Below are 12,236 nucleotides of genomic sequence, written 5' to 3'. Positions count from 1 at the left end.
AGGTGTCTCCTGATTTGTTGTTGTTATTGAAGCAGTTATTTATGAGCCGTCGGGACAGCGCTATCTTTCTGACGCAAATTTTTGAAACTCAGCCGGCAAGCTTCAAACCGTGGGCCAACCACCAGACGTAAGCCTGGCGCGCCAGTTCGTCGATGCTGTGGCTGGACGCGTCCAGAGCCAGGGTCAGGGGCTCGCCGACAGGGGATTCAAGGGTGGCAAACTGGCTGTCGATCAGAGTCGACGGCATGAAATGACCGGGACGGTGGGAAACGCGGTCGGCGGCCACTTCGGGGGTCAATTCAAGGAATACGAAGCCCAGGCCGGGCAAGGCACTGCGCAGACGCTCGCGATAACTGTGCTTGAGGGCCGAGCAGGTCAGCACCGGGCGCTCACCCGTGGCGTCGACACGGCGCAACTCATCGCACAGGCTGTCGAGCCAGCCGGCACGGTCGTCGTCGTTCAAGGGAATACCGGCGCTCATCTTCTGGATGTTGGCCGCGGGGTGGAAGGTGTCGCCTTCGATGGCGGTGGCGCCGCTCAATTGGCACAGGGCCTGGCTGACGCATGTCTTGCCGCAACCGGCAACGCCCATGATGACCAGGGCGGTGATGGGATTGTTCATGTAACACCTCAGCGCGCAGACAGCGCTACCTTTGCCAGTTATGACACCGCAGCAAAAGCAGAAGTTGCCGACGCCTTCTTGTCATTTTTGTGGTTGCAGCATGTTCGTTCACGACGCGAGCGGACGGGAGATCAGGCAACCCCCGTTCACGCATTTGCAGCGGCGTCGAGACAGCGCTACCTTAGTGCCTTGATTTTTGTTTGGCAAGCCGCCCTGATGACCGCCCCTAAAAACGATAAGAATACTCGCACCACCGGTCGCCCCACGCTCAACGAAGTCGCACGCCTGGCCGGTGTCAGCCCCATCACCGCCTCCCGCGCCCTGCGCGGCGTCAGCACCGTTGCCTCGGAACTGGTGGAAAAAGTCCGCCAGGCCGCCGTGGAGCTCAACTACGTCGTCAATCCCGCTGCCCGCGCCCTGGCTTCGGCCCAGAGCCATTCGGTGGTGGTGTTGGTGCCGTCGTTGTCCAACCTGTTGTTCATCGACACCTTGGAAGCCATCCATCGGGTCCTGCGGCCCAAGGGTTTCGAAGTGGTGATCGGCAACTATCACTATTCCCGGGACGAGGAAGAAGACCTGTTGCGCAACTACATGGCCTATCAGCCACGGGGTTTGCTGCTGACCGGTTTCGACCGCACCGAAAGCGCCCGGCGGATGATCGAGGCCAGCAACATTCCCTGCGTGTACATGATGGAACTGGACCCCGGCGCCGGGCTCAACTGCGTTGGTTTTTCCCAGCTCAAGGCGGGGGAAACGGCGGCCGAGCACTTGATCTCCAAAGGCCGCAAGCGCCTGGCCTACATCGGCGCGCAGCTGGACCAACGCACCCTGCTGCGCGGCGAAGGCTTTCGTCGCGCCCTGCAGAAAGCCGGCTTGTATGACCCGGACCTGGAACTGCTGACCCCGCGCCCCTCCTCGGTGGGCCTGGGTGGCGAATTGTTCCTGCAATTGCTCGACAGCCACCCGGACGTCGATGCGATTTTCTTCGGCAACGACGACCTGGCCCACGGTGCCTTGTTCGAGGCCCTGCGCTGCGGCATCAAGATCCCCGAGCAGGTCTCGGTCTTGGGCTTCAACGACCTGCCCGCCTCGGCCCACATGGTGCCGCGCCTGAGCAGTATCAGCACCCCACGGGAAGCCATCGGCCGTCGCGCCGCCGAACAGATGCTGACGCTGATGGCCGGCAACCGCATCGCCCAGCCGGTGGTGGACATGGGCTTTGAGCTCAAGGTTCGCGAAAGCACCTGAGCGGCCCGGCACGAGGCGGTCGATCCCTGCCGACGAACGGCAAGGATTGGCCGCCCCGCTCGCAGCACGCCCGTCTAAAAGTCCTTGGCATAAGGTTCTCGCGGCAACGGCATGGGAATTGCTCCTGCCCCTCGCTCAGCCATTACCTACAAGGTGTTCATCATGTTGGTCAGTGCAAAACAGCAAGCGATGGTCTTGCCCCTCAAGCGCCCAGGCGAGGATCCCATCGCCGAAGCCGCCAGCGGCCTGCAAAGCGCCGCGTTGCAGGCGTTGCGCGATAACGTCCAGGCCCAGGCCAGCCAGGGCAGTGCCCAGGTCCAGGACGCCTTCACTCGACAAACCACGCAGCAGGTCAGCGCCGCCACCGCCATCAGCGACAAGGTGGACGAGGCATTCGCCAAGACCCGCGTACACTTGCAGACCGTTGCTTCGTCAGCGTCCGAAGAAACCACGACGCTTGGCGGCTCCGCGACGGCAGAATTCAAGGACTACATGAGCAAGACGCCCGAAGAGCGCCTGCGCGACAGCATCCTTGAAGAGATGGGCATTACCCAGGAAGAGTTGGAGGCGATGCCGCCCGAGAAGCAGATGGCCGTCAGTCAGGAGATTGCCCAGCGCATGCAGGACAAATCGGCGATGGCGCAAGTGGAAAAGGCCGAGGAAAGCCGCACGGGCGACAAAGCCTCGGCCACGGACATGTTTCTCGCCTCGCTTTGAGCTTCGGCACATGACGAAGGGGTTGAGCTGGGACGACCGCCCCAGCTCAAACTGAGGCCAACCGGGACGGTAGCGGCTCAATGACCGAACAGGTTCACCTTCTTGGCCTTCTTGTCGGCACGCTTTTCATCAGCACTCTTCGCCGGTTTTTTCTTTGCCGCTTTTTTTGAATCCATGCCTTTGGCCATGATACGTACTCCACTCATACGGGATGTGCAGTCAGGTATACACCTATCGCCGCACCCGCGTTCTTTTATAATCGCCTCCCCCTTTTGCCCCACGACCCTGCCATGTCCGAAATCCATTACACGCAACTCGACGAGCCGCTGTGGCCACTGATGAACAAGTTTTACCGCGCCCACCAATCTTCGATGAAAGCGGTGCGTGACGCACAATTGTGGGTGGCAAGGCGCGATGAGATTGTCGCCGCCCTGTGCCTGCGGCCCGTGTCGGGCGGGCATTGGTTGACCGGATTGTTCGTCGCCCCGACGTACCGCGTACAGGGCATTGGCGCGCGGTTGATCGCTGCGGCGGTGAAAGACCTGGATGAGCCGGTGTGGCTGTTCTGTCACCCGGACTTGCGTGGTTTTTATGAGCGACGTGGTTTCAGCTTCGATCCTGAACTGCCCTATGCCATGGCCGAGCGCCTGAGCCGGTATGCGCGCAGCAAGCCGATGATTGCGATGGGGTTGGCATCTGCAAAACCCTGAAGATCAACGCAGCCCACTGTGGGAGCGAGCTTGCTCGCGATGGCGTCAGGTCAGTTGCATCAAGGGTGGCTGACACACCGCCATCGCGAGCAAGCTCGCTCCCACAGAGTTAGTCGTCGGCCATGGGATCCAGGTCCGGAAACATCACCTCGGTAAAGCCGAACTTGCTGAAATCCGTGATGCGCGACGGGTACAACCGCCCGATCAGGTGATCGCATTCATGCTGCACCACCCGCGCATGGAAGCCCGACGCGTAGCGCACGATCGGCTCGCCCTTGGGGTCGAAGCCTTCGTAGCGGATGTCCTGGTAGCGATCCACCGCACCGCGCAGGCCCGGTACCGACAGGCAACCCTCAAAACCCTCTTCCATCTGCGGGCCCAACGGAGTGATCAATGGGTTGATCAGAATCGTCTGGGGCACCGCCTCGGCGTCGGGGTAACGCTCGCTGTGTTCGAAACCGAAGATCACCAGTTGCAAGTCGACACCGATCTGCGGCGCCGCCAGACCGACACCGCCGACGCTTTCCATGGTCTGGAACATGTCGTCGATCAATTGCCACAACTCAGGGCTGTCGAACAGGTCGTCGGGCACCGGTGGGGCGATACGCAGCAGGCGTTCGTCGCCCATTTTCAGGATTTCACGGATCATGGTCGGGCTTCGTCAGGGTGGGTGTGAGGGATGGAGTGGTCGCGCCCCAGGCCGGACACGTGCTGCTTTTCATGCTCGCCCGGGTTCTTTTCACCTGGATTCTTGCCCTCGGCGGACATGTGCTCGATTACCGCATTCATCTCCGCACCGAGCAGCAGCACCGCCGAAGAGATGTAGAAATACAGCAACAACACGATGATCGCGCCGATGCTGCCATACATGGCGTTGTAGTTGGCGAAGGTCTTGACGTAAAACGCAAAGCCCAGGGAGGCGATGATCCACACCACCACCGCCAGCACCGATCCCGGGGTGATGAAGCGAAACTCCTGCTTGACGTCGGGCATCACGTAATAGATCAGCGCCACGGCGACCATCAGCAAGAACACGATCACCGGCCAGCGCACAATCGTCCAGAGCGTGACGATGAACTCCTCCAGGCCGACCTGGGCCGCAATCCAGCCCATCACCTGCGGCCCGAGCACCATCAGCGCCGCGGCGGCCAGCAGCATGCCGGCGATGCCGACCGTGTAGAAGATCGACAGCGGAAAGCGCTTCCAGGCCGGACGGCCCTCGACCACGTCGTAGGCGGCGTTCATCGCGCTCATCATCAGCCGCACGCCCGCCGAAGCGGTCCACAAGGCGATGACGATACCCACCGACAACAAGCCGCCCTTGGATTGCTGGAGCTGGTCGATCACCGGGTTGACCTGTTCCAGGGCCTGGGGCGGCAGCACCAGTTCCGATTGCAGGCGCAGCCAGGAGAAGAAGTCCGGCAGGTGCAGGAAGCCGATCAATGCGATCAGAAAGAGAATGAAAGGGAACAGCGAAAACAGCATTTGGTAGGCCAAAGCCGAGGCGTAGGTCGACATCTCGTCGTCGAGAAACTCGGTCACGGTGCGCATCATCACACGATGCAAGGGTAAGCCTTTCAAGGCCGGGAACATCATGTGCGTCTCCTTTCGCCGCAAAAAGGGTTGGTCGCTTGGCGACTCAGGGGGCGTTGCCACAACAAAGTAGCCTGTTTGGCGACGTTGGATCAATTTCGTCTTTTCAGGCCCGACGCTGAGTTGACCGATGATTGCCAAGCCAAGTTTCATCGTTCGTACAGGCGGGGCTTTATGTTTACCCGGCAACCACCGAGAATGCCCCACGTATTCAGGCGGCGGCCTGAAGCTCCAACCCCGTAGGAACGTTATGAAACTCGATAAAAAGCAGGCCATCGCCCGCAGAAACCTTGAACTGGGCGGCGCCGTACTGGGCGTCAACAACTGCCACTTCAGCGAATTGAACCGCAACCGCAACATCTTCTGGTTCGATATCCCGGTGGCGCGCCTGGCCATCGGTCAGTACGAATGGATCCACCTGCTGCTGCACACGCCGGCCACCGATGAGCTGCTGCACCTGAAAGTGCCGACCGTGTTCCTGCGCGAAAAGATGGAAGGCCTGGAAGTGCGCAACCAGGGCAAACGCAAGGCAGCCCTGAGCCTGGAACTGAGTGCTGACAAGGACTCCTACCTGCAGGACATGCGGCCGGGTGGCACCAACCTGGATTTTGCGCAGTTCAGGTTGTAATGCTCCACATAGGTTGATTGCAGGGGAGCTCTTGTGGCGAGGGAGCTTGCTCCCGCTGGACGCGCAGCGGCCCCTTGCGGTGTGTCAGTGGGATCGGAGGGGGCTGCTGCGCAGCCCAGCGGGAGCAAGCTCCCTCGCCACAAAAAGCTGCCCCGCCTCGGGACATTCGCCGCACAATGAAAAGCCCCGCATCAGCGGGGCTTTTCATTGGCAACGGCCTTACTTCTTCAGCCCCAGCTTTCTAAGCTCTTCATCACGCAACTCACGGCGCAAAATCTTGCCCACGTTGGTGGTCGGCAAGGCATCGCGGAATTCCACGGCCTTGGGCACCTTGTAGCCGGTGACATTGGCGCGCATGTGCTCCATCACCTGTTCCTTGGTCAACGTGACACCCGGCCGTGCAACGATGAAGATCTTGATCGCCTCGCCAGACTTCTCGTCCGGGATGCCGATGGCCGCGCATTGCAGCACGCCCGGCAGGGTTGCCAGCACATCTTCCAGCTCGTTGGGGTACACGTTGAAACCGGAGATCAGGATCATGTCTTTCTTGCGATCGACGATGCGCATGTAGCCATCCGGCTGGATCAGCGCGATGTCACCGGTCTTGAGCCAGCCTTCGCTGTCGAGGATCTCATCGGTGGCTTCCTGGCGCTGCCAGTAGCCTTTCATGACCTGCGGGCCTTTCACGCACAACTCGCCGATTTCGCCCAACGGCTGTTCGACGCCCGCGTCATTGATCACCTTGCACAGCGTCGACGGCACGGGGATTCCGATGGTACCGACCTGGATGTGCTGGATCGGGTTGACCGTGGCCACCGGGCTGGTTTCGGTCATGCCGTAACCTTCGCAGATCGGGCAACCAGTGACCGCTTTCCAGCGCTCGGCTGCCGCGAGTTGCAGGGCCATGCCGCCGGACAGGGTGACTTTCAGGGCCGAGAAGTCCAGCTTGCGGAAGGCTTCGTTGTTGCACAGGGCCACGAACAGCGTATTGAGGCCGACGAAACCACTGAACTTCCACTTCGACAGTTCCTTGACCATCGCCGAGAGGTCACGCGGGTTGCTGATCAGGATGTTGTGGTTGCCGATCAGCATCATCGCCATGCAATGAAAGGTGAACGCATAAATGTGGTACAGCGGCAGTGGCGTGATCAGTACCTCACAACCTTCATTGAGGTTGGAGCCCATCAGCGCCTTGCACTGCAGCATGTTCGCCACCAGGTTGCGGTGGCTGAGCATCGCGCCCTTGGCCACGCCGGTGGTGCCACCGGTGTATTGCAGCACGGCCACATCGTCGCTGGAGGGGTTGGCTTCGTTCACGGGCTGGCCGTGGCCTTTGCTCAACACGTCGTTGAACTTCACGGCCTTGGGCAAGTGATAGGCCGGGACCATTTTCTTGACGTACTTGATCACGCTGTTGATCAACAGGCGCTTGAGTGGCGGTAGCAGGTCGGCGACTTCGGTGACGATGACGTGCTTGACGCCCGTCTTCGGCACCACGGTCTCGGCCAGGTGCGCCATGTTCGCCAGGCACACCAGCGCCTTGGCGCCGGAGTCATTGAACTGGTGCTCCATTTCCCGCGCGGTGTACAACGGGTTGGTGTTGACCACGATCAGCCCGGCGCGGATCGCACCGAACACGGCCACCGGGTACTGGAGAACGTTGGGCAGCTGCACGGCGATTCGATCGCCGGGCTGTAAATCGGTATGCTGTTGCAGGTACGCGGCAAACGCCCCGGACAACTCGTAGAGCTCACCGTAGGTGATCGTCTTGCCGAGGTTGCTGAACGCCGGCTTGTTGGCAAAGCGTTGGCAGGACTGCTTCAACACCGCCTGAATATTCGGATACTCGTCTGGATTGATGTCGGCAGCAATCCCAGCTGGGTACTTATCCTTCCAAAAGTCTTCGATCATGGAAGCCCACTCCTCAGCAACGCGAATTCTCACCGCATTTGATGCGATTATTATTGGTGTGTTTATTGGTGAATCTGGCTTGAATCAAGGCCGAGAAGTCACAAAAGCGCGCCGAGAGTAGCAGCTTTGCCGAGGGTCGCCTAGAGCCAAAAACAACCCCCGCAGTCATAAACATGACCCATGAATAGTCAATGGTCATTTTTAGAGTAAAAATTCCAAACCTCCACTGCATCGCCCTGAATACACAAAAAACCGTGGGAGCGAGCTTGCTCGCGATGACGGTGTATCAGCCAACATTTCTGTCACTGACCTACCGCTATCGCGAGCAAGCTCGCTCCCACAGGGTTTCTATTGGTCTTCCTTAAACTCAGGCGATATCCCGCAACTCCCGCCGCAGGATCTTGCCCACCGGCGTCATCGGCAACGATTCCCGCAAGACGATGTGTTTGGGAATCTTGTAGCCGGTGAAGTTCTCCTTGCAGTAGGCCTTGAGTTCTTCAAGGCTGACCCCGGTTTCCCGCGCCACCACGAACAACTTCACCGCCTCTCCCGAACGCTCGTCCGGCACGCCGATCACCGCGCAGTTGGCGACCTTGGGGTGGGCCATCACGACGTCTTCGATTTCGTTGGGGTACACGTTGAAACCCGAGACGATGATCATGTCCTTCTTGCGGTCAACGATGCGCACGAACCCGTCCGGGTCGATCACCGCGATGTCGCCGGACTTGAACCAGCCCTCGCTGTCCAGCACTTCGGCCGTGGCCTCGGGTTTGTTCCAGTAGCCTTTCATGATCTGCGGCCCCTTGATGCACAGCTCGCCACGCTCGCCCAGGGGTTGCTCGACGCCCTCGTCATCGATCACTTTCATCAGCGTACCCGGCACCGGCATTCCCACCGTGCCCAGGCGGGATTTACCGCCATAAGGATTGGCACTGGCCACCGGCGAGGTCTCGGTCAGGCCATACCCCTCGGTAATGCCGCAACCGGTGATCTGCTGCCAGCGCTCGGCAGTGGCCTTGATCAACGCGGTGCCGCCGGAGTTGGTGACCTTGAGGTGGGAAAAATCCAGGGTCTTGAAGTCCGGATGGTCCATCAGCGCCACGAACAGCGTGTTGAGCCCCAGCAATAACGAGAAACGCCAGTTCTTCAGCTCCTTGATGAAGCCACCGATGTCCCGCGGATTGGTGATCAGCACGTTGTGGTTGCCGGTCACCATCATGCACATGCAGTTCGCCGTGAACGCATAGATATGGTACAGCGGCAGCGGCGCGATCATGACCTCCTGGCCTTCGCGCAGCAGCGGCTGGCCGTCATCGCCGAGCTGTCCCAGGCACGCCCGGGCCTGTTGCATGTTGGCCACCAGGTTGCCGTGGGTCAGCATCGCCCCCTTTGCCAACCCGGTGGTGCCGCCGGTGTATTGCAGCACGGCAATGTCATCGAGGCTGACCTTCAACGGCTTGATGCCCTGGCCGCGTCCCAGGCGCAAGGCGCTCTTGAAGGAAATGGCCTGGGGCAGCGAATAGTCCGGGACCATTTTCTTGACCTTGCTCACCACCGTGTTGACCAGCCAGCCCTTGGCGGTGGGCATCAGGTCGCCCATCTTCGCTTCGATCAGGTATTGCAGGTCCGTGTCGGGCAACACCTCCTGGACTTTCTGCCCGAACATGTTCAGGTACACCAGCGCCCGGGCACCGGAGTCCTTGAACTGATGACGCATTTCCCGCGGGGTGTACAGCGGGTTGGTGTTGACCACGATCAGCCCGGCGCGCAACGCACCGAACACGGCGATCGGGTACTGCAGGATGTTGGGCATCTGCACCGCGATACGATCGCCCGGCGCCAGGTCGGTATGGGCTTGCAGGTAACCGGCGAAGGCTGCGCTGTGGCGCTCGAGCTCGGCGTACGTGAGGGTCACCCCCATGTTGCTGAACGCCGGGCGGTCGGCGAATTTCTTGCAGGAACGCTCGAACACCTCGACCACCGACTTGTAGGCCCCGAGGTCGACATCCAGGGGCACGCCGGCCGGGCGTTTGTCATTCCAGAAATCAGGCTGCATTGTTTTTGTCCTCTTTACCTGAGCATATCCGGGCCGCGTCTGTATCGCTTGCAGAGGCGGAGCTCCTGGGACACTAGCAGCTATGGCGAATCAGGCAAATATGGCAACCTGCGTCATAGATTGTGTGAATCTTCCTCCCATGGATCAGCCTGATCAGGCGAGACGCAGCGGATGCGCTATACAATGCAGCGACGCAGCGTCTGACTTTGTGCAAAGGAACCGCCATGATCCACCAAACGTTCTGGCTGACCGCGACCGACCACAGCCGCCTGTTCGTCAACCAGTGGCTGCCTGAAACCGCCCCGTTGGCGGTGGTCATGCTGGCCCATGGCATGGCCGAACACAGCGGCCGCTACGCCCGCCTGGCCCAGGCGCTGTGCGACGAAGGTTACGGAGTCTACGCGCTGGACCTGCGCGGCCATGGCAAGACCGGCGAAGAAGCGATCCTCGGCCACTTTGCCGACGAGGACGGCTGGGCCAAGGTCGTGGGCGACCTGGCCAGCCTCAACCATCACATCGGCCAGCAACATCCGGATACGCCTATTCTGCTACTGGGCCACAGCATGGGCAGCTACCTGGCCCAGGGTTACCTGCTGCATCACAGCGCCAGCCTGCACGGGGCGATTCTCAGCGGCTCGAACTTTCAACCGGTGGTGCTCTATCGCAGCGCTCGCCTGATCGCCCGCTTCGAACGCCGACGCCAGGGTGCGGCGGGGCGCAGCGCCCTGATCGAATGGCTGTCGTTCGGCAGTTTCAACAAGAAATTCAAACCGACGCGTACCCCCTTCGACTGGCTCAGCCGTGACCCGGTCGAAGTCGATAAATACATCCACGACCCCTTGTGCGGTTTCCGTTGCACCAATCAGCTTTGGGTCGACCTGCTCGGCGGCTTGCAGCAAATCAGCAAAGCGTCCAATCTCGCCCAGATCGATCCGGGCCTGCCCCTGCTGGTGATCGGCGGTGAATGTGATCCGGTGAGCGAAGGCAAGCGTCTGAAGGATCTGGCCGACGCCCTGCGCGACGCCGGCAGCCAACACCTGCAATTGACGATTTACCCGCAGGCCCGGCACGAATTGTTCAATGAAACCAACCGCGACGAAGTGACCGCCGACGTGCTGGCCTGGATCGCCCAGGCCTTGGACCACAAGCGGCCGCCACGCAGCGAGTAGGTTTGCGACGTTTTTCTTTACCCCACAGGATCTGAAACAGATGACCCAGGTTACCAACACCCCTTATGAAGCCCTCGAAATCGGCCAGACCGCCAGCTACAGCAAGACCGTCGAGGAACGCGACATCCAGCTGTTCGCGGCGATGTCGGGCGATCACAACCCGGTGCACCTGGACGCCGAATTCGCCGCGGCGAGCATGTTCAAGGAGCGCATCGCCCATGGCATGTTCAGCGGTGCGCTGATCAGCGCGGCGGTGGCGTGTGAGTTGCCTGGGCCGGGCACCATCTACATCGGCCAGCAGATGAGTTTCCAGAAACCGGTGAAAATCGGCGACACCCTGACCGTGCGCCTGGAAATCCTGGAAAAACTGCCGAAGTTCCGCGTGCGTATCGCCACCCGTGTGTTCAACCAGCGCGACGAGCTGGTCGTGGACGGCGAAGCCGAGATCCTCGCCCCGCGCAAGCAGCAGACCGTGACGTTGCCGACGTTGCCGGCGATTACTGTCGGTTGATCCACTGAAACGAACAGCCCCAGCGGACTGGATGAAGCAACACATCCTCTGTGGCGAGGGAGCTTGCTCCCGCTCGGCGGCGAAGCCGTCGTAAAAAAAGCGCCCGCGTTTGATCAGATCTAACGTGGGCGCCTTTTTGGGGGGCGCTTCGCGCCCCAGCGGGAGCAAGCTCCCTCGCCACAGGGAACGCAGCGCGGCGGTTATTGCGGGTCTTCCCGCACCTGCACGCTCGCCGTCATCCCGGCGCTCAGGTTCACGCCCTCAGGCACCTTGTCCAGCTTGATCCGCACCGGGATCCGCTGGGCCAGGCGCACCCAGTTGAAGGTCGGCTCGACCTCCGCCAGCAACTGCGCATCGGGGTTGGTGTTGCGGTCGGTAATGCCACGGCTGATGCTTTCGACATGCCCCTCCAGCGCATGACCGGCACTCATCAGCCAGACCTTGACCGGATCGCCCACACGAATCCTGGGCAACTTGGTCTCTTCGAAATAGGCCTGTACATAAAACGTCGAGTCGTCGATCAGCGCCATGACCGGCTGCCCGGCATTCACGTAGTTGCCTTCGGCCAGGCGCAGGTTGGTAATGTGGCCGCTGCGTGGGGCCAGGACCTGGCTGCGGGCCAGGTTGAGTTCGGCCACCTTGGCCTCGGCCTGGGCTTCGCGCAATTCGCCCCGGGCGATGCCGGCGTTGATCTGGGCGTTTTCCCGCAGTTCGGCACTGATGGCCTGGGGGCCCAAGGCGGCGCGGCGACTGGCTTCGTGTTCACGCAGACTCAACTGCTGCTGGCGTGTCTGGACCACGGCCCGGGCCTTCTCCAATGCCGCCTCGAAACGCTCGCGATCAATGCTCAACAGCAGGTCGCCAGCCTTGACCTGCTGGTTATCCACCGCCTTGAGCTCGCGCACCCACCCCGACACATCGGGGGCAATCACCACCACGTCGGCGCGGATCCGCGCATCGCGGGTCCAGGGCGTGAGCATGTAGTACTGCCACAGGTGAAAGCCGGCGAAGATCGCCACGGCCACCATGCACAGCGTGACGGCAACACGTACGGATGTACGCATGTTCAAC

12 protein-coding genes are annotated in these 12,236 nt (G+C 61.0%); 6 read left to right on the top strand and 6 right to left on the bottom strand.

The window, feature by feature from the left end; all coding sequences use genetic code 11:
• Positions 1 to 88 precede the first annotated feature (88 nt).
• Entirely contained in the window at positions 89 to 622 is a 534-nt protein-coding gene (locus J3P85_RS06245) for a gluconokinase (RefSeq protein WP_186613539.1), read from the bottom strand.
• Positions 623 to 838: 216 nt separating this feature from the next.
• Here J3P85_RS06245 and J3P85_RS06240 point away from each other — a divergent pair, with 216 nt between their 5' ends.
• The 3 genes from J3P85_RS06240 to J3P85_RS06230 all read left to right on the top strand — a co-directional run bounded on the left by J3P85_RS06240 (position 839) and on the right by J3P85_RS06230 (position 3,297).
• Positions 839 to 1,870, top strand: coding sequence for a LacI family DNA-binding transcriptional regulator (locus tag J3P85_RS06240; RefSeq protein WP_186730497.1), 1,032 nt, complete (start codon positions 839 to 841; stop codon positions 1,868 to 1,870).
• A 162-nt stretch (positions 1,871 to 2,032) separates the two neighbouring features.
• Positions 2,033 to 2,587 (top strand): hypothetical protein, encoded by a 555-nt coding sequence (locus tag J3P85_RS06235; RefSeq protein ID WP_434705226.1) that lies wholly within the window; start codon positions 2,033 to 2,035, stop codon positions 2,585 to 2,587.
• 290 nt (positions 2,588 to 2,877) lie between these two features.
• Positions 2,878 to 3,297 (top strand): GNAT family N-acetyltransferase, encoded by a 420-nt coding sequence (locus J3P85_RS06230; RefSeq protein ID WP_434705225.1) that lies wholly within the window; start codon positions 2,878 to 2,880, stop codon positions 3,295 to 3,297.
• 109 nt (positions 3,298 to 3,406) lie between these two features.
• Here the strand turns inward: J3P85_RS06230 and def are convergent, their stop codons facing one another.
• Together def and J3P85_RS06220 are read right to left on the bottom strand one after the other, a co-directional pair.
• Positions 3,407 to 3,946, bottom strand: a complete 540-nt coding sequence (def, locus tag J3P85_RS06225; protein ID WP_434705224.1) for a peptide deformylase — start codon at positions 3,944 to 3,946, stop codon at positions 3,407 to 3,409.
• Positions 3,943 to 4,893, bottom strand: coding sequence for a YihY/virulence factor BrkB family protein (locus J3P85_RS06220; RefSeq protein ID WP_207966961.1), 951 nt, complete (start codon positions 4,891 to 4,893; stop codon positions 3,943 to 3,945). Before J3P85_RS06220 ends, def begins: the two co-directional genes overlap by 4 nt.
• A 247-nt stretch (positions 4,894 to 5,140) precedes the next feature.
• On the opposite strand from J3P85_RS06220, the gene J3P85_RS06215 reads away from it, so the two are divergent.
• Positions 5,141 to 5,518, top strand: a complete 378-nt coding sequence (locus tag J3P85_RS06215) for a hypothetical protein (protein WP_186709198.1) — start codon at positions 5,141 to 5,143, stop codon at positions 5,516 to 5,518.
• Between the two features lie 219 nt (positions 5,519 to 5,737).
• Here J3P85_RS06215 and fadD1 read toward each other — a convergent pair whose 3' ends face one another.
• Entirely contained in the window at positions 5,738 to 7,429 is a 1,692-nt protein-coding gene (gene fadD1 / locus J3P85_RS06210) for a long-chain-fatty-acid--CoA ligase FadD1 (protein ID WP_411386697.1), read from the bottom strand.
• 367 nt (positions 7,430 to 7,796) lie between these two features.
• The gene (gene fadD2, locus J3P85_RS06205) at positions 7,797 to 9,485 is read right to left on the bottom strand and encodes a long-chain-fatty-acid--CoA ligase FadD2 (RefSeq protein WP_434705223.1); all 1,689 of its coding nucleotides are present in this window, start codon (positions 9,483 to 9,485) and stop codon (positions 7,797 to 7,799) included.
• 224 nt (positions 9,486 to 9,709) lie between these two features.
• Between fadD2 and J3P85_RS06200 the strand changes: the two genes are divergently transcribed.
• Together J3P85_RS06200 and J3P85_RS06195 are read left to right on the top strand one after the other, a co-directional pair.
• On the top strand, positions 9,710 to 10,654 hold the full coding sequence (locus tag J3P85_RS06200; protein ID WP_434705222.1) for a lysophospholipase: 945 nt from the start codon (positions 9,710 to 9,712) through the stop codon (positions 10,652 to 10,654).
• Positions 10,655 to 10,694: 40 nt separating this feature from the next.
• Positions 10,695 to 11,165 carry a MaoC family dehydratase gene (locus J3P85_RS06195; RefSeq protein WP_014336929.1) on the top strand — a complete coding sequence of 157 codons (471 nt, stop codon included), beginning with the start codon at positions 10,695 to 10,697 and terminating at the stop codon, positions 11,163 to 11,165.
• Between the two features lie 200 nt (positions 11,166 to 11,365).
• Here J3P85_RS06195 and J3P85_RS06190 read toward each other — a convergent pair whose 3' ends face one another.
• Positions 11,366 to 12,229: an efflux RND transporter periplasmic adaptor subunit gene (locus J3P85_RS06190; RefSeq protein ID WP_186730491.1), complete on the bottom strand. Its 864-nt coding sequence runs from the start codon at positions 12,227 to 12,229 to the stop codon at positions 11,366 to 11,368.
• Positions 12,230 to 12,236 lie beyond the last annotated feature (7 nt).

Origin of the sequence: Pseudomonas sp. Z1-12 (genome assembly GCF_051132015.1) — a bacterium.
GTDB classification, from domain to species: domain Bacteria; phylum Pseudomonadota; class Gammaproteobacteria; order Pseudomonadales; family Pseudomonadaceae; genus Aquipseudomonas; species Aquipseudomonas zanjanensis.
This window is presented reverse-complemented; position numbering and strand designations above follow the sequence as displayed.

What these genes read in the sequence shown, in the direction of transcription:
- J3P85_RS06245 (WP_186613539.1), bottom strand. Translation starts at nt 622, where the DNA reads ATGAACAATCCCATCACCGCCCTGGTCATCATGGGCGTTGCCGGTTGC.
- J3P85_RS06240 (WP_186730497.1), top strand. Translation starts at nt 839, where the DNA reads ATGACCGCCCCTAAAAACGATAAGAATACTCGCACCACCGGTCGCCCC.
- J3P85_RS06235 (WP_434705226.1), top strand. Translation starts at nt 2,033, where the DNA reads ATGTTGGTCAGTGCAAAACAGCAAGCGATGGTCTTGCCCCTCAAGCGC.
- J3P85_RS06230 (WP_434705225.1), top strand. Translation starts at nt 2,878, where the DNA reads ATGTCCGAAATCCATTACACGCAACTCGACGAGCCGCTGTGGCCACTG.
- def (WP_434705224.1), bottom strand. Translation starts at nt 3,946, where the DNA reads ATGATCCGTGAAATCCTGAAAATGGGCGACGAACGCCTGCTGCGTATC.
- J3P85_RS06220 (WP_207966961.1), bottom strand. Translation starts at nt 4,893, where the DNA reads ATGATGTTCCCGGCCTTGAAAGGCTTACCCTTGCATCGTGTGATGATG.
- J3P85_RS06215 (WP_186709198.1), top strand. Translation starts at nt 5,141, where the DNA reads ATGAAACTCGATAAAAAGCAGGCCATCGCCCGCAGAAACCTTGAACTG.
- fadD1 (WP_411386697.1), bottom strand. Translation starts at nt 7,429, where the DNA reads ATGATCGAAGACTTTTGGAAGGATAAGTACCCAGCTGGGATTGCTGCC.
- fadD2 (WP_434705223.1), bottom strand. Translation starts at nt 9,485, where the DNA reads ATGCAGCCTGATTTCTGGAATGACAAACGCCCGGCCGGCGTGCCCCTG.
- J3P85_RS06200 (WP_434705222.1), top strand. Translation starts at nt 9,710, where the DNA reads ATGATCCACCAAACGTTCTGGCTGACCGCGACCGACCACAGCCGCCTG.
- J3P85_RS06195 (WP_014336929.1), top strand. Translation starts at nt 10,695, where the DNA reads ATGACCCAGGTTACCAACACCCCTTATGAAGCCCTCGAAATCGGCCAG.
- J3P85_RS06190 (WP_186730491.1), bottom strand. Translation starts at nt 12,229, where the DNA reads ATGCGTACATCCGTACGTGTTGCCGTCACGCTGTGCATGGTGGCCGTG.